Raw genomic sequence first — 19,254 nt, 5'->3', positions numbered from 1 at the left:
GACCCTGATTGGCCAAAAACACGAAGGTACGCGCCAGCTCCACGCAACTCATCTTAAGCGCGCAGTAGTGGAAGTAATTTTGCAGAACAGTAGTGACATCATGGTGAAAATTACCAAAGGATTTCATGAGCCAGGCAATCGCTGCATTGCGGGCCGAATGCTCAAACTCCGAGCGGGCGACCGTCGCATCATAGGCAATATCCGAAACGCCACTAAGCGCCCGAACGACTTCAAGCATGCGCTGGCGCGGTGCGCTTAGACGGCCTTGCAGCATATCGCAGACCACCAGTGCTCCGGCGTTGATGAAGGGATTGCGTGGTATCCCCTGTTCCATTTCAAGCTGAACCAGAGAATTAAACGGATGTCCTGAGGGATCCTTGCCTACACGCTGCCAGATCTCTTCTTCCTGATAATGACGCATCGCCACGACAAGGCTGAGCACCTTCGAGATTGACTGAATAGAAAAACGCTCCTGCGCATCGCCCGCCTGATAGTGCTGACCATCAACGGTACAAATGGCAATGCCCAGTTTTGAACCATCGACGGAAGCTAATGCGGGGATGTAATCAGCGACTTTACCCTGACTAATCAGCGGGCGAACCTGCTGCACAATGGTCTCTAAAATTGAATTGTCCATGGCCCTGGCCACAACATGCTCCTTGCTCGCAGGTCTGAAAAGCCTGCGAGTATAACAGAGCTGAATACACAGCGTCAGACCGGAAGACGGAATCTGGCAACGGCCTGCATTAACTGATGGGATTCATTATGCAGTTGCAGGGACGATTCCGATGCAGCATTCACCAGTTCACTGGTTTGCATGGCAGCACGGTTAAGCGACTGCAACTGGCTGGTCAACTGATGAATACTGCTCCCCTGATTGAGGGTCGCACCTGAAATATCATTCAGTAAATCCCCCAGGTTTTCCACTAATGAGATAACCTGATGTAAATTCTCATCCAGCACGTTAACCGCATTGAACCCCTCTTCAATCCCCAGTAAGGAATGATGAATCAACGCCTGAATATTCTGCGTAGACTGGCTACTTTTTTGCGCCAACAATCCAACCTCTTTTGCAACTACCGCAAACCCACGCCCTTGCTCCCCGGCGTGCGCCGCTTCAATGGCCGCATTTAACGCCAGAATTTTCGTCTGAAAAGCGATAGTGTCGATAAGCGTTATAATTCCACGCATTTCTGATGACCGGGCCACAATAGCCTGCATTGACTGGTTTACCGTTGCCATCATGCGATCGCCACCAGCAGCGATATCCCGAGCCTGCACAGCACGCTGATTAGCCTGTTGGGCAAAACCACTATTATCTTCCACATGCGTTTCCAGAAACGAAATATGCGAAGTGACGGAATTCAGTTCCTCACTTTGTTTTGCCGACTGCTGATACAACTGCTTATTACTTTGCGCAAGTTGGCTGATATTCCCCACCATTGATGTTGTGGCATCATTAACTTGCTGCACCAACACACGCAATCCCTGCTGCATTGCATCAATTCGTGAGCTTAGCTGTGAAACCTCACGATTAAACTGGCTCACAACTGGCGTCGGCCGGGAAAGATCGCCCGCCGCCAGAATATCAATATGATCTATTAGCTGCCGTAAAGGAGTGATAACCCAGCGGGACATTCCCCACCAGACCTGAATCGCAATGACTACCAGCACGACAGGGATAAATAAAAAAAGATGCTGCAACCCTTCGAGACTGGTCAGAAGTTGCTGCCGCCCGGCTTCAACTCGCCGTCCGCCATCTTTCTGAAAGCGTGCATAGTTTTCGTTAAAATCCGTCTGAAACGCCTGAGCAGGAACGGCAAAAAACGCATCAATAGAATTGGTTTGCATCAGTCCATCCGCCTGTTCCTGAATTCCGCTATAAAAGCGCTGATAACTCGTCATCAGTTCAGGATCCTGATGAGGGTTCAGGCTGATCCAGGAATCCCAGGCATTTTTTGACTGCGTCAGTGCGCGATACGCCTCCTCCATTAGCGGGCGCCAACTCCCCTCCGAACCGGTAGCAGCGTCCTGCATAAAATAGACCCCGGCACGGTTAAGCAAATCGCTGGCGGACAATAGCGCAACCCTCGCCTCATCGACCTTCGCCTGCTGCAAAAGCGCTAATTGATTACGTTGCTCATTATGTTGAGCATCAGTGACAGAATCGGAAAGCATTAACGAAGTCGCCACCTGCAAAACAGAGAACAGCGTAATAATGCAGAAAATACCGGTTAACAGACCAAACTGACGGGAAACAAGGCGACGAAAAATTTGCATTAAGTTCATAATACTCTTCTGTATCAAAGCGTTAAACGCGAGTGTACGCAGAGTAAATGACAGAAACATGGCAGAAATAAGACAGGTGCCCCCTTAGAGGCACCAGTAAGATCAGATACGGTTTTTCCAGACGGTCTGCACATTACAAAACTCATGCAGACCAAAATGCGAAAGCTCGCGACCAAAGCCACTTTTCTTCACGCCACCAAAAGCGACGCGTGCATCACTCGCACTAAAGCCATTGATAAACACACCGCCACACTCCAGACGTGAGGCCATTTCCTGAGCCAGCGCCTCATCAGCGGTGAAAAGTGTTGCCGACAAACCAAAATCACTGTCATTGGCGAGCGCTAACGCATGCTCAGCATTTTTCGCCACGGTGATCGCCGCGACCGGACCAAACAACTCCTGACGGAAAGCCGTCATTTCAGGGGTCACATCGCCCAGTACCGTCACAGCATAATAGTTACCCTTGCCGGCAATTTTTTCCCCACCCAGTAGCAATCGTGCCCCTTGCGCCAGCGAGGCTTCTACCTGCTGATGCAGTTCATCACGCAGATCAAAACGAGCCATCGGTCCGAGTTCATTCTCTTCATTCAACGGAGAACCCATCTTTAACGCACTGGCAGCCGCCACAAAACGTTCAGTAAATTCTGCCGCAATCCCTTCTTCAACGATAAAGCGCTTTGCCGCAGCACAAACCTGTCCGGTATTCTGATAACGCCCTGCTACAGCGGCCTTAACAGCCAGATCCAGATCGGCATCATTGAGGACAATAAACGGATCGGAACCGCCAAGCTCCAGCACGCATTTCTTGAGCGCCGCTCCGGCCTGAGCGCCTATCGCCGCGCCAGCACGCACACTGCCGGTCACCGTTACCGCCGCAATACGTGGGTCATTGATCATTTGGCTGACCCCGGCATTATCTGCATTAACCCAGTTATAGACGCCAACAGGTATTGCGGCATCAGCAAACACCTGCGCGATTATCTCCGCACATCCGGTCACGTTAGGCGCATGCTTTAACAAATAGCCATTCCCGGCCAGCAAAACTGGCACTGCACCACGCATGACCTGCCAGAGTGGGAAGTTCCACGGCATTACCGCCAGAATTGTGCCCAAAGGGCGATACTCAATCACCGCCTGCTGATTCTCAACCAGCGTTGGTTCCGGGTTAAGCATCGCCGGACCATGTTCTGCATACCAGTCGCATAAGGCGGCGGACTTCGCAACTTCAGCACGAGCCTGTCTGAGTGGCTTGCCCATTTCACGCGAAATGCACTGAGCCATTTCTTCTGCACGCAGGCGAAGTGCCTGTCCGACATTACGTAGCATCTGCGCCCGATACGTAACGGTCGTAAGTTTCCATTCATTGAATCCACGTGCTGCAAGGTCTAGTGCATGTGCAATCTCATCAGCACTGGCCCACGGCATCGCCGTTAATATTTCGGCATTGGAGGGATCGACGGAAATAGCATGTGTTGCTGCTGTGATGGTCATAGGTCTTACTCTCTTTATCGCAGGATATGGTTATATCATGAGCGTATTTACTCTTTATGAAAAATGAATAATATTAACCACACCATTCACGAATAGAGAAAAACAATGGATCTGACGCAACTGGAAATGTTCAATGCTGTTGCAGAGACCGGCAGCATTACGCAGGCGGCCGCAAAGGTACACCGTGTGCCATCCAATCTCACTACGCGTATTCGCCAGCTTGAAGCCGATCTGGGCGTCGATCTGTTTATTCGTGAAAACCAGCGTCTCAGGCTTTCCCCCTCCGGGCATAACTTTCTACGCTACAGCCAGCGGATCCTGGCATTAGTGCAAGAAGCGAGAATGGTTGTCGCCGGGGATGAACCGCAAGGACTGTTTTCTCTCGGATCGCTTGAAAGTACAGCGGCGGTCCGCATCCCTGCAACACTGGCGGAATATAATCAACGCTACCCCAAAATCCAGTTTGCGCTGGCAACAGGCCCCTCAGGCACCATGCTGGACGGTGTACTGGAAGGTACGCTGAATGCCGCATTTGTTGACGGTCCGATTACTCACCCAGGGCTAGAAGGAATGCCGGTATACCGTGAGGAGATGATGATTGTCACCCCCCACGGACACGCCCCGATCCATCGGGCCAGCGACGTCAATGGCTGCAGTATTTACGCCTTTCGCGCTAATTGCTCATACCGCCGCCATTTTGAAAGCTGGTTTCATGCCGATCGCGCAATGCCTGGCACAATCCATGAAATGGAGTCGTATCATGGCATGCTCGCCTGCGTCATCGCCGGAGCCGGAATTGCGCTAATACCGCGTTCAATGCTGGAAAGCATGCCGGGGCATCATCAGGTTAACGCCTGGCCGCTTAGTGAAAACTGGCGTTGGCTGAATACCTGGCTGGTCTGGCGTCGTGGGGGCATGACGCGGCAACTGGAGGCGTTCATTGAAGTACTGACCCCTCAACTCTCACAAAACTCAGATTAACCGACGTCAGTCAAATGGCGATGACAAGGAGCGATTCTCACTCCTCTTATCGTGTGAATCCGCCATAACTGCCGTCAGACTGGTCATATGTGCGATACCGAAGAAGTGACAACGTCACTTATCATGGCTTTATGATTAGACCTCATCTCTTTTTCTGTTCGTATTACAACGTGACCAGCCTGTAACATACGGGTAAAAAACGAGATCTGAATCACGAAATGTTTGTATTTTAGCCAGTAAACGTTTTAAGATCATGGCCTCACCTTTTCGCAACTAACCCGACTAATTTATATGACAACAAACACTGTTTCCCGCAAGGTCGCGTGGCTACGGGTAGTTACGCTTGCAATTGCCGCTTTTATTTTTAATACCACTGAGTTCGTCCCCGTTGGTTTGCTGTCAGACATCGCGCAAAGTTTTGGTATGCAGACCGCTCAGGTCGGGATCATGTTGACAATCTATGCCTGGGTTGTCGCACTGATGTCGCTGCCTTTTATGCTGCTCACCAGCCAGGTCGAACGGCGCAAACTTCTTATTTGCCTTTTCATTCTGTTCATCGCCAGTCATGTGCTCTCTTTTCTGGCGTGGAATTTTACTGTGCTGGTTATTAGCCGTATTGGTATTGCTTTTGCGCACGCCATTTTCTGGTCAATTACCGCATCGCTGGCCATCCGGCTGGCACCTGCCGGTAAACGTGCGCAGGCTTTGAGCCTGATTGCCACCGGGACCGCACTGGCCATGGTGTTAGGTCTGCCGATCGGGCGTATCGTCGGTCAGTATTTTGGCTGGCGCACCACCTTCTTCGCTATCGGTATGGGCGCACTTGTTACCCTGGTCTGTCTGGTTAAACTGCTACCAAAACTGCCCAGCGAACATTCCGGTTCTTTAAAAAGTCTTCCACTGTTGTTCCGTCGTCCGGCACTGATGAGCCTCTATCTGTTGACGGTTATTGTAGTCACCGCGCACTACACCGCTTACAGCTATATAGAGCCTTTCGTTCAGACCGTCGCCGGACTAAGCGCAAACTTCGCTACCGTGCTACTGCTGATTCTGGGCGGGGCTGGCATTATCGGCAGCATTATCTTTGGCAAACTGGGGAATCAATACTCCTCAGCGCTGATAGGTAGTGCCATCGCATTGTTGACGGTGTGCCTGGTACTGTTGCTTCCTGCCGCCGACAGCGAAATGCACCTTGCCATACTGAGTATTTTCTGGGGTATTGCCATTATGGTGATAGGTCTGGGGATGCAGGTGAAAGTGCTGGCGCTGGCACCGGATGCCACCGATGTTGCCATGGCGCTGTTCTCCGGTATCTTTAATATTGGTATTGGCGCAGGAGCGCTGGTGGGAAATCAGGTGAGCCTGCACTGGTCAATGTCTACGATTGGCTACGTAGGTGCCCTGCCTGCCGTTTTTGCACTGATATGGGCGGTGATTATATTTCGCAAATGGCCAGTTACGCTGGAAGAACAGCCTCAGCAGTAGTGAAAACCAGGCCCGACAGGAATATCGGGCCTGTTGTTTAATGGTAGGTTTGAATAATTTCCAACACACCGTTAATAATAAACTGCACGCCCATACACACCAGCAAAAAGCCCATCAGACGGGAAATGGCCTCAATACCACCTTTCCCAACGAGGCGCATGATGCCGCCAGAGCTGCGCAGACACCCCCAGAGAATAATCCCGACAACCGCGAATATAATCGGCGGTGCAATCATGATCACCCAGTCAGGAAATTCAGAACCGTGACGCACGGCAGAGGCCGAACTGATGATCATTGCAATTGTACCCGGCCCGGCAGTGCTTGGCATCGCCAGCGGGACAAATGCAATGTTGGCAGTTGGTTCATCCTCCAGTTCTTCTGACTTACTTCTCGCTTCCGGGGAGTCATGCGCCTTCTGCTGCGGAAACAGCATTCTGAAGCCGATAAACGCAACGATTAACCCACCCGCAATACGTAATCCGGGAATCGAAATCCCGAAGGTATTCATTACCACCTGCCCGGCATAGTACGCCACCATCATGATGGCAAACACGTAGACAGACGCCATTAAAGACTGACGATTACGCTCCGCGCTGTTCATGTTGCCGGCAAGGCCAAGGAACAACGCCACGGTGGTTAACGGGTTTGCCAACGGTAACAGGACCACCAGCCCCAGTCCTATTGCTTTAAACAAGTCCATCATAAGATCATCTTTCCTGTGCGTTATTCGTCAACGGCAAGTATAAGGTGAAACACCAGGGATAAGCCATTTAAGCGATGTAAGGATTCATTTTGCGTCTTTACGCATAAGCCATAATTATCAGAATGTTAAAAATAAGCACACCGCAAGCGACACCCACGACTTTAGCAAAACGTGGCATTCGCTGATCCATTCATTTGACTTATATTTGCCTGAGCAATAATATCAGCCGTGACTAACTACTTGCCAGGGCAACCATTGTGAAAAACACCAGTGATCTGTTCAACGAAATCATCCCACTGGGTCGTTTGATCTACATGGTTAATCAGAAAAAAGATCGTTTGTTAAACGACTATCTGTCACCGCTGGATATCACTGCATCGCAGTTTAAGGTGCTCTGCTCCATCCGATGCGCGGTGTGCATTACCCCTGTCGAATTGAAAAAAGTGCTGTCTGTCGACCTAGGCGCCTTAACGCGGATGCTCGACAGGCTGGCCTGTAAGGGCTGGATCGAAAGGCTTCCAAATCCACATGACAAGCGAGGCGTGCTGGTGAAACTCACCGAGCATGGCGCGGCAATTTGCGAGCAGTGTCATCAATTAGTAGGGCAAGACCTGCACCAGGAACTAACAAAAAACTTAACGGCGGACGAAGTAACAACGCTTGAGCATTTGCTTAAGAAAATCCTGCCGTAAACAGAAAGAGGTATGACGATGTCCAGACGCAATACTGACACAATCACTATTCATAGCATTTTGGACTGGATCGAAAATAACCTTGAATCGCCGCTCTCGCTGGAAAAAGTGTCTGAGCGTTCGGGTTACTCCAAATGGCACCTGCAACGGATGTTTAAAAAAGAAACTGGCCATTCATTAGGTCAATACATTCGCAGCCGTAAAATGACTGAAATAGCGCAAAAATTAAAAGAAAGTAACGAACCGATCCTTTACCTGGCTGAGCGTTACGGCTTTGAGTCCCAACAAACGCTGACCCGGACATTTAAAAACTATTTTGATGTCCCGCCGCATAAATACCGAATGACCAATATGCACGGCGAATCCCGGTATTTGCATCCACTTAATCAATGTAATTGCTAATCGCCAGTAAAACGACGTAACCGAGGAAATCATGAAACTTCTGTCATCTGCAATGCTGGCCCTGCTGCTTGTTGTTTCGGGCCAGAGCATGGCGGAACAAACTGCGCAGCCTACCCTACAAAATAATCGTGATGCGATGATTATGCCCCCTGCGCAGGAACAGTCCCCATTCGATTTCAACCATATGGGGGCCGGAAGCGATAAGTCCGACGAATTGGGCGTGCCTTACTACAATATGCGCAGCCTGTAATTCGTTTTGCCCCGCCACCGCGGGGCTTTTTTTAGCCCCTCATCTGCACAATCTTGCGCAAACGAAAGCCGAACACGTTGATATACAGCCCCGCCATAATCAACAACGCGCCAATAAGCTGCAACCCGCTTAGCGTTTCATCAAGCAGCACAGCCGCGCTCGCCAGACCAACCACCGGAACCAGCAACGACAGCGGTGCGACACGCCAGGTCTCATAACGTCCCAGTAGCGATCCCCAAATCCCATAACCCACAATAGTCGCCACAAAGGCCAGATAGACCAGCGAGAGAATTGTCGTCATATCAATCGTGACGAGGCTGTGGACGATTTGATCAGCCCCATCAAGGATCAACGATGCCAGAAAGAACGGGATAACGGGAATCAACGCACTCCACACTACCAGCGACATCACGGCCGGACGCGAAGTATGCTGCATGATCTTCTTATTGAAAATATTACCGCAGGCCCAACTCAGCGCCGCCGCCAGCGTCAGCATAAAACCAAGCATTGCCACATGTTGTCCATTCAGGCTGGCTTCTATCAAAACCAGAACACCAAATACTGCCAGCGCGATCCCAACCAGTTGTTTACCCTGTAAACGCTCACCAAAGGCGAATGCCCCGAGCACAATAGTAAAAAAAGCCTGAGCCTGTAATACCAGCGACGCCAGTCCCGCGGGCATGCCAAATTTAATGGCGCTAAAGAGAAACGCAAACTGCCCAAAGCTGATGGTCAGGCCATAACCGAACAGCAATGAAAGTGGGATTTTGGGGCGCGCCACAAAGAAAATAGCCGGAAACGCCACCAGCAAGAAACGCAGCCCAGCCAACATCAACGGCGGCATATTGTGCAGACCAACCTTGATGACGACAAAATTCAGTCCCCACACGACGACGACCAGTAACGCCAACAACCCGTCTTTACGCGACATTCTACCGCCCCTGGAATTATTAAATTTTTGTAAACAAGTTAAAGTAACGGAAATCTTTGTACCGTAACAGATCATTAATTCAGGTAGGCCATACAGCGCATTTTCAGACAACTTATTGAGTGTACATCACACTTTTGACATGCTATTTCTTTCCGATATCTAAAAAAAACATAACAACATGCACTGTCGGGCAGGAAAATGAATACCACCTTGAGAAGGTCCACCCTCGCTTTACTCGCCTCATCTTTATTACTAACCATTGGACGCGGCGCCACACTGCCGTTTATGACTATCTACCTCAACCGTCAATACGGACTGAGTGTCGATCTGATTGGCTACGCCATGACGGTCGCACTGACAATAGGTGTCATTTTCAGCCTGGGGTTCGGTATTCTGGCAGATAAGTTCGATAAAAAACGTTATATGCTGCTGGCAATTACCGGCTTTGCATCCGGCTTTATTGCGATTCCTCTGGTACATAACGTGGTGGTAGTAGTTCTGCTTTTTGCGCTGATCAACTGCGCTTACTCAGTCTTCGCCACGGTGCTGAAAGCCTGGTTTGCCGATAATCTCTCTGCCACCAATAAGACCAAAATTTTTTCGCTCAACTACACCGTACTTAACATTGGCTGGACGGTGGGTCCACCGCTCGGTACGTTGCTGGTGATGCAAAGTATTAATTTGCCCTTCTGGCTGGCGGCGCTTTGCTCGGCCTTTCCGCTGGTGTTTATCCAGACCTGGGTGAAGCGTTCAGAAACGACATCAGAAGGTGTGAATGCATCAGTATGGTCTCCGTCGGTTTTGCTGCGTGATAGAGCATTATGTTGGTTTACGCTGTCTGCTTTTCTGGCCTCATTTGTCGGCGGCGCATTTGCGTCCTGTATTTCTCAGTACGTTATGGTTGTCGCAGACGGTAATTTTGCCGAAAAAGTGGTCGCTGTCGTCCTACCCGTCAACGCAGCGATGGTAGTGACATTGCAATATGCCGTCGGGCGCCGACTCACTGCCGCCAATATTCGACCACTGATGGCCGGAGGGACACTCTTCTTCGTTCTGGGACTGGTCGGATTTATTTTCTCAGGCAACAGCTTGCTACTTTGGGGGATATCCGCAGCATTCTTCACAATTGGCGAGATTATTTACGCTCCCGGTGAATACATGCTCATCGACAACATTGCACCGGTGGGTATGAAAGCGAGTTATTTCTCCGCCCAGTCACTGGGCTGGCTTGGCGCAGCGGTAAACCCGTTAGTCAGTGGCATTATTTTGACGACGTTGCCATCCTGGTCACTGTTTGTGGTGCTTATTATCGCCATCGTCCTTGCCTGGGCACTGATGCTAAAAGGGATGCGCGCCAAGCCCTGGGGTCAGCCAGCGGTCTGCTGATCATGCAGCTACAGAGCCCTGGCGGCTCTGTAGCCTCACTACTCAGATAGCCACCAGCCCACGCACACCCTCTGCTTGCATATTTTCTCCCAATCCACTTTGAATAATACTTCCGCGCGACATCAACAAATATCGGTCGGCAAGTTGTTCGGCAAAGTCATAAAATTGTTCCACCAGCAAAATCGCCATATCACCACGATGTGCCAGTTGAGAGATAACCTGGCCAATTTCTTTAATGACTGAAGGCTGGATCCCCTCGGTCGGCTCATCGAGTATCAATAGCTGTGGACGACTCGCCAGTGCCCGACCAATCGCTAACTGTTGCTGTTGCCCGCCAGACAGATCGCCGCCCCGGCGGTGTTTCATCTCTTTCAGGACCGGAAAGAGCGCATAGATTTCATCCGGAACAGACTCTGCCTGATGCGCAGGAAACCGGGACAATCCGAGCAGCAGGTTCTCTTCCACCGTCAGACGAGGAAATATTTCCCTCCCTTGCGGTACATATGCCACGCCAGCCTGAACGCGCTGGTGCGGCTTTCGCTGCGTGATATTCTTCTCCTGCCAGATTACACTTCCGGTGCGGGTCGGAATGAGCCCCATCAGGCACTTCAGCAGCGTCGTTTTTCCAACACCATTACGCCCCAGCAGACATGTTACCTCGCCGATATGCGCTTCAAAGCTCACGCCGCGTAGAATATGACTACCGCCATAATATTGATTCAGTTCGTTCACCTGTAGCATCAGAACCTCCTATCGCCCGAGATAGACTTCAATAACATGCTCATTGGCCTGCACTTCACGCAGACTGCCCTCGGCCAGAACACGCCCCTGATGCAAAACAGTGACATGGTCAGCGATGGTTTCAACGAAACCCATATCATGCTCAACGACCATTAGAGAGTGTTTACCGGCAAGTGTCCGAAACAGCTCGGCGGTGTATTCCGTTTCTGCATCGGTCATCCCTGCTGCTGGCTCATCCAGCAACAACAAATGCGGCTCCTGCACCAGCAGCATGCCGATCTCCAGAAACTGTTTTTGTCCATGAGAAAGCAGTCCGGCGCGACGACTACGATCGTTAGCCAGCCGCAGTAGCCCTAACATGTCATGAATACGATCCCGCTGTTCCCCCGAAAGACAAGCCCGTAAGGAACCCCACACGGATTTATCATTTTTCATTGCCAGCTCAAGATTCTCTTCCACTGTCAGAGCTTCAAATACCGTAGGCTTCTGAAATTTACGCCCAATCCCCTGACGGGCAATAGCGACCGAATCAAGCGCGGTTAAATCTGTCGATTGGTCATAAATCGCACGTCCACTCTGCGGCCTTGTTTTGCCGGTAATGACATCCATCAATGTCGTTTTTCCTGCACCGTTAGGGCCAATAATGCAACGTAACTCCCCTACACCAATGTTGAGTGTTAAATCTGTTAGCGCCTGGAAACCATCAAAGTTAACGTTGATTTTATCCAGTTGCAGTACCGGGTCAGTTTGATTACGAAAGCGGTCGCCGGGCATCTGACGGGTAAAAAGTCCTTCATCTGGCAGCATTATTTATCTCCCTTACGAAACAAGCCGATCACCCCACGAGGTAAAAACAGCGTTACGCCAATAAAAATCAGGCCGAGAAACAGCTGCCAGTACTCCGGCATAATGACGGTAAACCAACTTTTAGCACCGTTGACCAGCAGTGCGCCAAATACCGGACCAATTAGCGTGCCACGCCCACCCAACGCAACCCAAATGGCCGCTTCGATTGAGTTGGTTGGCGACATTTCACTGGGATTAATAATGCCTACCTGTGGGACATACAGTGCCCCTGCCAGCCCACATAGCACCGCAGAAAGTGTCCACACCAACAGCTTGAATCCTTTCGGGTCATAACCGCAAAACGTCAGACGGTTTTCAGCGTCACGTACAGCAGTCAAAATACGGCCAAACTTACTGCGGGCAAGCGCCAGTCCCAGCCACAGCGCCAGAACCAACAGCATTACGGTCGCTAAAAATAAGGCGACACGAGTTGAGGTTGCGGTAATGGGAAACCCCAGAATCGTCGTGAATCCGGTAAAACCATTGTTGCCGCCAAACCCGGTTTCATTGCGAAAAAACAACAGCATCCCGGCAAAAGTCAGCGCCTGGGTCATGATGGAAAAATAGACGCCTTTGATTTTTGACCGGAAAGCAAAATAGCCAAATATCAGCGCCAGCAGACCGGGAACCAGAACGACCAACAGCATTGCCCAGATAAAATGTTGCGTTCCCCACCAGAACCAGGGCAGTTCGCTCCATGACAGGAAAGACATAAATGCGGGCAATTCTTCGCCAGACGCCTGACGCATCAGATACATCCCCATTGCATAACCCCCCAGCGCGAAGAAAATCCCATGTCCGAGAGAAAGCATTCCGGCGTATCCCCATACCAGATCCAGCGCAACCGCAACAATGGCATAACAGAGGATTTTTCCAACCAGGGTCAGCGTCCAGACGGATATTGCCAGCGGATGCTCTGCAGGCAGGAGCGCAAGAAACGGCAATATAATCAGCGCGAGCAACAAACTCAGCCCCAGTATCCGCATTGTACGCGGCGCTTTACGCGCCAGCGTTAATGTCATTGGCATCGTCATCAGTCAATAACCCTCCCTTTCAGCGCGAACAATCCCTGGGGGCGTTTCTGAATAAACAGAATGATTAGCACCAGGATCATAATTTTGCCGAGTACAGCGCCAACCTGCGGTTCAAGTATTTTATTGAAGATCCCAAGGCCAAACGCGGCAGCCACACTGCCTGCAAGTTGCCCAACGCCGCCGAGCACTACCACCAGAAACGAATCGATAATGTAACCCTGTCCCAGTTCAGGTCCGACGTTGCCTAGCTGCGACAACGCCACACCACCCAGTCCGGCAATTCCGGATCCCAGGCCAAAAGCCAGCATATCCACACGCCCGGTAGGCACACCGCAACAGGCCGCCATACTGCGATTTTGCGTTACCGCACGCACGTACATTCCCAGACGAGTTTTATTCAGCAACAGCCAGGTAAAGAACAGAACCAGAATGGCAAAACCAAGTACCACGAGCCGGTTCCACGGCAAAATCAGGTTGGCATAGACCTGGATACCACCCGATAGCCATACCGGGTTAGCAACCTCCAGGTTCTGTGCCCCAAAGGTCATGCGCACCAACTGGATAAGCATCAAACTGATCCCCCAGGTCGCCAACAGCGTTTCAAGAGGGCGTCCGTATAGATGACGAATAACGCCGCGTTCGAGAATCATCCCTATCCCTGCGGTAAGAAGAAAAGCAACCGGCAGTGCGACAATCGGGTAAAAGGACAACCACTGTGGAGTAAAGTGGATCATCAGCTGTTGCACCATCCAGGTACAGTAGGCCCCAAGCATCAGCATTTCACCATGTGCCATATTGATGACGCCGAGTAACCCGTAAGTAATTGCCAATCCCAGAGCTGCCAGCAGCAAAATTGACCCCAGTGATAACCCCATAAACGCCTGCCCAAGAAGATCGCTAATCATCATGCGATGGCCGATGGAATTCAGGCTCTCGCTTGCTGCCGCGCGTACGCTGGCATCAGGTTCATATTCAATCTGGGTAAAGGGTTGTAACCGCGCCTGAGTTTCAGGATCATTTGACTCAGCCAACAGTTTGATCGCCTGGCGTCTGACCTGCGGCAACGTGCTGTTGAGTTGCAGATTTGCCAGTGCAATGGAGAGCTGTGACTTCACGCCTGCATCAGTCTCCTGCGCCAGCCTTTGTTGCAGAAACGGCAACATGGCAGGAAGAGCTTCCCGTTGCAATATCCTTGCAGCGGCAACTCTTTCAGTGACACTGTCACTTAGAAGTTGATGTATCGCCAACGTGCCGGCGACCAGATTACGTAGTCGGTTAGTCAGACGGATTTTTGTTAATTCCCCGGATGGACTGGTCACTGCGCCAAGCGGTTGCACCAGGGTGCCATTCATTGTAAACGCATTCTTTGCGCTGTCAGTCAGCAGACTTTCGCTCCCCAATGCATACAGCACAGGTAAACGTTGCGCCTCAGGGTTGAGCGACCATTGTTCCAGTAAGGCGGCCTGTTGAGTACGGCTGGCTGCGGTAAAGATATCGGCATCTGTTGCCTGTGCTATCCACGGCAAAAGCCACGTCAGCAGCAACACGCCACGAATTAAGCGCATGGCTTTCATGATAGCGTTCTCCAAAATTGCGCCCTCCCGCAGGAGGGCAAAAGATCAGTTGCTGGCAGTTTTAACGGGCTGTTCTGACTTTTTGTCATTGCCGCTGATATACGGACTCCACGGCTGAGCGCGGACTGGGGCATCGGTCTGCCATACCACGTTGAACTGGCCGTTACTTTCAATTTCACCAATCATGACCGGTTTATGCAGGTGATGGTTGGTTGAATCCATCGTCAGGGTAAAACCTGAAGGTGCAGCGAAAGATTGCCCAGCCATCGCAGCACGTACTTTATCCACATCGGTGGTGCCGGCTTTTTCCACCGCCTGCGCCCACATATGCAGGCCGACGTAGGTCGCCTCCATCGGATCGTTTGTCACTACAGAATTCGCATTCGGCAGCTTATGCGCTTTGGCATAGGCCCGATAATCAGCAACAAACTTCTGATTAGTTGCATTATCAACGGACTCGAAGTAGTTCCAGGCCGCCAGATTTCCCACCAGTGGTTTGGTATCAATGCCACGTAATTCCTCTTCGCCAACTGAGAATGCCACCACCGGAACATCCGTTGCTTTCAGCCCCTGGTTAGCCAGTTCTTTATAAAACGGAACGTTGGAGTCACCATTAATGGTCGATACCACCGCTGTTTTGCCGCCAGCGGAGAATTTTTTAATACTGGCAACAATTGTCTGATAATCGCTGTGTCCAAATGGGGTATACACTTCTTCAATGTCTTTATCGGCGACGCCCTTCGAATGTAAAAAGGCGCGCAAAATTTTATTAGTTGTACGGGGATAGACATAATCCGTACCAAGCAGGAAGAAACGTCTGGCGCTGCCGCCGTCTTCGCTCATCAGGTACTCAACCGCCGGAATCGCCTGCTGGTTAGGTGCTGCTCCTGTATAAAAGACATTAGGTGACATCTCCTCACCTTCGTACTGCACTGGATAGAACAGCAAACCGTTTAGCTCTTCGAACACCGGCAGAACCGATTTACGCGACACCGATGTCCAGCAGCCAAAGACCGCCGCCACCTTATCCTGACTCAACAACTGACGGGCCTTTTCGGCAAACAACGGCCAGTTTGAGGCCGGGTCAACCACTACCGGTTCCAGCTTCTTGCCCAACACACCACCACTGGCATTGATTTCATCGATGGTCATTAGAGCCACATCTTTAAGCGGTGTTTCAGAAATTGCCATCGTCCCTGACAATGAATGCATGATGCCAACTTTAATAGTGTCTGCGGCCTGGACGCTAAAACTTAGCCCCATTGCCACAGCAGAGGCCGAAAGAGCAAAAGCTTTTAGTAATGTACGACGCTGCATAATTTCACTCCTGAAAGATGATTTGCGAAAGCTCCGGTGCAGCCGGGCTGACAAAACGGTGCAAATTAAGGGTGTTCAGAAGTAATAAGGCAAAAACGATGCCAGATATTTTAAGCCCATTTAAAATCAATGAATTAGAAACAAATACAGGAATTCAACTGCAACACCTGGGCTCAAATGCCAGGTAAGTTGAACCACCATGAAACAGCGTTGCATTAGAAACGTGCAACACTTTGTATCGATTGCAGCATCACAAACGGGGGTAATGACAGTCGCTTTTTGAGTTCCTGCATTATTCCATCATTATTTTCGTCACTATTATTTATTTTCCTCGACGAAATAGCGTTAAAAACTTACCTTTCTGTCGAAATAATCACATAGTTCAGCCTTTGTTTAAGTTTGAATTGCTACTCTATATCTAAAATAATTTGAGTTGCTGGCAAGCGACAACTGAGCGAAGCCCCAGGTAGCTTGAAGTATGGAGGGTATGGTTATAAACGAGGTGAAATTAAGGTAAGAGAGGAAACTCAAAAAGCAAAGGAGTAATTTAATATGTTAGGTAATATGAATATTTTCATGGCAGTTCTGGGAATTATTTTATTTTCCGGTTTTCTGGCCGCCTATTTTAGTCACAAATGGGATGATTGATGAACGACGATAGTCCTGCACCGAACCGGCCCCTTGTAGCGTAACTGCACAAGGGGCCATTTTTTTACCCGCCACAGTCCAGTAAGAATTTTCCAGCGTAACAGGCAAAAAAAAACCGCCGGACAGACCAGCGGTAAATGCTTGCATGGATAGATTTGTGTTTTGCTTTATACGCTATCAGGCGATTCCCTGCTGAGATAACGGATAGTCGGCTATGCTATCATCGACAACCCCAATGAAAGTTAAACGAAACGAAACTCCCCAGACAAAACTCACTCTCTGACCCGTGGCATCAATCGATCGTTAGTCTCAACCAACCTGATTTGCTGATGTTGATCCATAAACATACAGCGATTCCTGCCAGTCTGCTTCCCTTCATACATCGCACTGTCCGCCCGCCCGAGAGCGATATCCAGCGTTTCCCCCTGGTGCACACGGGAGATACCTGCAGTCACAGTGATGCTCAGTTCGCCGTCAGGATATGAGATTTTTTTACCGCCAATTAAATGGCAAATACGTAATCCCGCCTGGCACGCTTGCTCATCAGTCTTCGTCCTGATAAGGATAATGAACTCTTCACCACCATAGCGATACGCGGTTTCATCATGACGTGTCCATACTTGTAGATTTGCAGCCAGACTACGCAACACCATGTCGCCAACCAGATGACCATAAGTATCATTAACATATTTAAAACGGTCGATATCCAGCAATACGATGTACAAATTAAGTGGCTCAGCATCGAGCAACTGGCGGTCAAAAGTCTCATCAAGCATCCTTCTGCCGGGCAACCCGGTTAACACATCGATATTGCTACGAATATTGAGTAAATATATTTTATAGTCCATTACCGCAGACGTAAACGACAATAGCGCGTCCTGAAAGCTATCAAAATGCCATGAATGACTACGCTCTGCGACTATCGCCAATAGTAACTCTTTACCTAACGAGTGCATTTTTTCATGCGCGGATGTAATCCCGGCAATATAACTACAATCTCCATTATTTTGCGGCGCAGAATTATTTAACCATTGACCAAATTTGCAGGCACAATGCGCGTGAGACCCTGTAATGTCCAACTGCGTGACGTCAGACGATACGACGCAGCGGAACATTTTCACCAACCATTTGTAGTGAGCATCAATTGAATGATTGAGTTCCAGCAAAATTGTATCTATTTCCGGTGTTCTTTTTATCATCTCGACTCCCTTCCCTGTGTGAGCACTTCAACAGAAACAGTTTAACGATAAAAAAGAAAACTTATGTAAACTTATTAATAGTAGTTAATATACCACCGTTAAAATTAGCAGTGATACGGGCTGTTATTACGCAGACTGTATCACCCTCACGGCTATGCTTTTCTGAGGCTGGAGACTCTCAATTCCAGTTCTGAAATATCTCCAGATGATAATAGTGGTTGTAACTCTAGCAACCTTTCTTCTGGAATTTGATATAAATCAAGATCCCGTAATCGCTTAATATCATTTTCAGGAAATCGATATTTTATGATTTTTGCAGGATTGCCCCCAACGATTGCGTATGGAGGTACATCTTTGGTAACAACCGAACCAGCGGCCACTACGGCGCCTTCTCCAATGGTGACGCCAGGCATTATCATTGCTCGCATACCTAGCCAGCAACCATCCTGTAGTACGGTATCACCACGAAACTGGTAGGCATCCTTAATAGATTCCATAAAGGGATAAAGACTTATCCAGTCAAGCCGATGTGTACTGTTCCCCCCCATGAGAATGACGCTCTCCGCGCCAATACAGACAAAATTACCGATAATCAGCTTATCCAGATGGCCAAGAGGTTCCCAGCCTCTACTAACCTCATCACCGAGCAGATATCGCACAACTGAATGTTCAAATCCTTTATCCCAACAGTCACTGTAATAGCTATGAGTCCCTTTGATACAAATATTTGGGTTCGTCACTGTCTGATGAAGATATTCCATTCTTGACCAATGCTTTCCTGACATTTCCGTCATCCTTTTATATAGCGTTTTTAAAAAACAACGCAATTATGAATGGCCTCATTATATCTGATTGTCATGAGAGAAAGCAGATGAGTCATCTGGCGGCTGACGAACCTGAAGCTGGTGGTTATCTGGCACAGAATAAAGTTGGGGGTTCTACTCCAGGTTTATCCGTAACATCAACAATCGCTATGGATTCGTGATATCGTTTTTTGCATAAACTAACAACGGAGACATGTATGCGTGTCGACACAAAAGTAAGGATTTGTTCACTATGTTACCTGGTTTGTGCGTACGCTATCGCAGTTGTAGTCATGGCGTTGTTTGCTGATTTTGTTGTAGCGGGTGTAGCCATTGATCTGTGGAGAGGCGAACTTACTGTCACTGATTACTTTGAGTTACGAAAACTACTTTTGCTCAAACTTTCAGGGCTGGGTGCAATAATCGGCTTTGTGGTATGGTTTTTCTTCTACCGAAAGCAATCTCATCACGATCCGTTAGAT

20 protein-coding genes are annotated in these 19,254 nt (G+C 49.6%); 8 read left to right on the top strand and 12 right to left on the bottom strand.

All coding sequences use genetic code 11. From position 1 onward, the window contains the following. The 3 genes from glsB to sad all read right to left on the bottom strand — a co-directional run. The coding region (glsB, locus tag OH663_RS25020; RefSeq protein WP_263525902.1) for a glutaminase B at positions 1–649 on the bottom strand (649 nt) is incomplete at its 3' end. 62 nt (positions 650–711) lie between these two features. After that, entirely contained in the window at positions 712–2,289 is a 1,578-nt protein-coding gene (locus OH663_RS25015; protein WP_200013208.1) for a methyl-accepting chemotaxis protein, read from the bottom strand. 102 nt (positions 2,290–2,391) lie between these two features. Then, positions 2,392–3,780: a succinate-semialdehyde dehydrogenase gene (gene sad / locus OH663_RS25010; RefSeq protein WP_200013209.1), complete on the bottom strand. Its 1,389-nt coding sequence runs from the start codon at positions 3,778–3,780 to the stop codon at positions 2,392–2,394. Positions 3,781–3,885: 105 nt separating this feature from the next. Here sad and ptrR point away from each other — a divergent pair, with 105 nt between their 5' ends. Further along, the gene (gene ptrR, locus OH663_RS25005; protein ID WP_200013210.1) at positions 3,886–4,761 is read left to right on the top strand and encodes a putrescine utilization regulator PtrR; all 876 of its coding nucleotides are present in this window, start codon (positions 3,886–3,888) and stop codon (positions 4,759–4,761) included. A gap of 291 nt (positions 4,762–5,052) precedes the next feature. Beyond that, complete coding sequence (locus OH663_RS25000) at positions 5,053–6,246, top strand: sugar transporter (protein WP_200013211.1); 1,194 nt, start codon at positions 5,053–5,055, stop codon at positions 6,244–6,246. 37 nt (positions 6,247–6,283) lie between these two features. On the opposite strand, the gene OH663_RS24995 is transcribed toward OH663_RS25000, so the two are convergent. Further along, positions 6,284–6,949, bottom strand: a complete 666-nt coding sequence (locus OH663_RS24995; RefSeq protein WP_045442735.1) for a MarC family NAAT transporter — start codon at positions 6,947–6,949, stop codon at positions 6,284–6,286. Between the two features lie 257 nt (positions 6,950–7,206). On the opposite strand from OH663_RS24995, the gene marR reads away from it, so the two are divergent. From marR to marB, 3 genes are read left to right on the top strand one after another with little or no spacing between them, the layout of a single operon-like run. Beyond that, positions 7,207–7,641, top strand: coding sequence for a multiple antibiotic resistance transcriptional regulator MarR (marR, locus tag OH663_RS24990; RefSeq protein WP_045442733.1), 435 nt, complete (start codon positions 7,207–7,209; stop codon positions 7,639–7,641). Between the two features lie 18 nt (positions 7,642–7,659). After that, the gene (gene marA / locus OH663_RS24985) at positions 7,660–8,043 is read left to right on the top strand and encodes an MDR efflux pump AcrAB transcriptional activator MarA (RefSeq protein ID WP_138140554.1); all 384 of its coding nucleotides are present in this window, start codon (positions 7,660–7,662) and stop codon (positions 8,041–8,043) included. A 31-nt stretch (positions 8,044–8,074) separates the two neighbouring features. Further along, positions 8,075–8,293, top strand: a complete 219-nt coding sequence (marB, locus tag OH663_RS24980; protein WP_045442728.1) for a multiple antibiotic resistance protein MarB — start codon at positions 8,075–8,077, stop codon at positions 8,291–8,293. A gap of 31 nt (positions 8,294–8,324) precedes the next feature. On the opposite strand, the gene eamA is transcribed toward marB, so the two are convergent. Then, complete coding sequence (gene eamA, locus OH663_RS24975; RefSeq protein WP_048221479.1) at positions 8,325–9,224, bottom strand: O-acetylserine/cysteine exporter; 900 nt, start codon at positions 9,222–9,224, stop codon at positions 8,325–8,327. A gap of 198 nt (positions 9,225–9,422) precedes the next feature. On the opposite strand from eamA, the gene ydeE reads away from it, so the two are divergent. Continuing rightward, the gene (ydeE, locus tag OH663_RS24970) at positions 9,423–10,610 is read left to right on the top strand and encodes an efflux MFS transporter YdeE (RefSeq protein WP_200013213.1); all 1,188 of its coding nucleotides are present in this window, start codon (positions 9,423–9,425) and stop codon (positions 10,608–10,610) included. A gap of 42 nt (positions 10,611–10,652) precedes the next feature. On the opposite strand, the gene urtE is transcribed toward ydeE, so the two are convergent. Genes urtE through urtA form a run of 5 tightly spaced genes read right to left on the bottom strand, consistent with a single transcriptional unit; the run spans position 10,653 to position 16,122 of the window. Next, positions 10,653–11,351, bottom strand: a complete 699-nt coding sequence (gene urtE, locus OH663_RS24965) for an urea ABC transporter ATP-binding subunit UrtE (RefSeq protein WP_200013214.1) — start codon at positions 11,349–11,351, stop codon at positions 10,653–10,655. A 9-nt stretch (positions 11,352–11,360) separates the two neighbouring features. Further along, positions 11,361–12,158 carry an urea ABC transporter ATP-binding protein UrtD gene (gene urtD / locus OH663_RS24960; RefSeq protein WP_200013215.1) on the bottom strand — a complete coding sequence of 266 codons (798 nt, stop codon included), beginning with the start codon at positions 12,156–12,158 and terminating at the stop codon, positions 11,361–11,363. Continuing rightward, a complete protein-coding gene (gene urtC / locus OH663_RS24955) occupies positions 12,158–13,231 on the bottom strand; it encodes an urea ABC transporter permease subunit UrtC (RefSeq protein WP_200013216.1) in 1,074 nt (357 codons plus the stop codon). Before urtC ends, urtD begins: the two co-directional genes overlap by 1 nt. Then, the gene (gene urtB, locus OH663_RS24950; protein ID WP_200013220.1) at positions 13,231–14,805 is read right to left on the bottom strand and encodes an urea ABC transporter permease subunit UrtB; all 1,575 of its coding nucleotides are present in this window, start codon (positions 14,803–14,805) and stop codon (positions 13,231–13,233) included. Before urtB ends, urtC begins: the two co-directional genes overlap by 1 nt. 45 nt (positions 14,806–14,850) lie before the next feature. Continuing rightward, positions 14,851–16,122 (bottom strand): urea ABC transporter substrate-binding protein, encoded by a 1,272-nt coding sequence (gene urtA / locus OH663_RS24945; RefSeq protein ID WP_045442711.1) that lies wholly within the window; start codon positions 16,120–16,122, stop codon positions 14,851–14,853. A 552-nt stretch (positions 16,123–16,674) separates the two neighbouring features. Between urtA and mgtS the strand changes: the two genes are divergently transcribed. Further along, on the top strand, positions 16,675–16,770 hold the full coding sequence (gene mgtS, locus OH663_RS24940) for a protein MgtS (protein ID WP_000901362.1): 96 nt from the start codon (positions 16,675–16,677) through the stop codon (positions 16,768–16,770). A 272-nt stretch (positions 16,771–17,042) separates the two neighbouring features. On the opposite strand, the gene OH663_RS24935 is transcribed toward mgtS, so the two are convergent. Continuing rightward, positions 17,043–17,969 (bottom strand): diguanylate cyclase, encoded by a 927-nt coding sequence (locus OH663_RS24935; RefSeq protein ID WP_048221483.1) that lies wholly within the window; start codon positions 17,967–17,969, stop codon positions 17,043–17,045. 152 nt (positions 17,970–18,121) lie between these two features. Further along, positions 18,122–18,754 carry a CatB-related O-acetyltransferase gene (locus OH663_RS24930; protein WP_048221484.1) on the bottom strand — a complete coding sequence of 211 codons (633 nt, stop codon included), beginning with the start codon at positions 18,752–18,754 and terminating at the stop codon, positions 18,122–18,124. A gap of 236 nt (positions 18,755–18,990) precedes the next feature. Between OH663_RS24930 and OH663_RS24925 the strand changes: the two genes are divergently transcribed. Further along, positions 18,991–19,254: hypothetical protein (locus OH663_RS24925; RefSeq protein ID WP_263525901.1), on the top strand; the 264-nt coding region annotated here is incomplete at its 3' end.

Source organism: Citrobacter sp. Marseille-Q5395, assembly GCF_947057495.1.
GTDB classification, from domain to species: domain Bacteria; phylum Pseudomonadota; class Gammaproteobacteria; order Enterobacterales; family Enterobacteriaceae; genus Citrobacter; species Citrobacter murliniae.
Note: the sequence above shows the minus strand (reverse complement) of the source record. Positions and strands in the feature narration are given on the sequence as shown.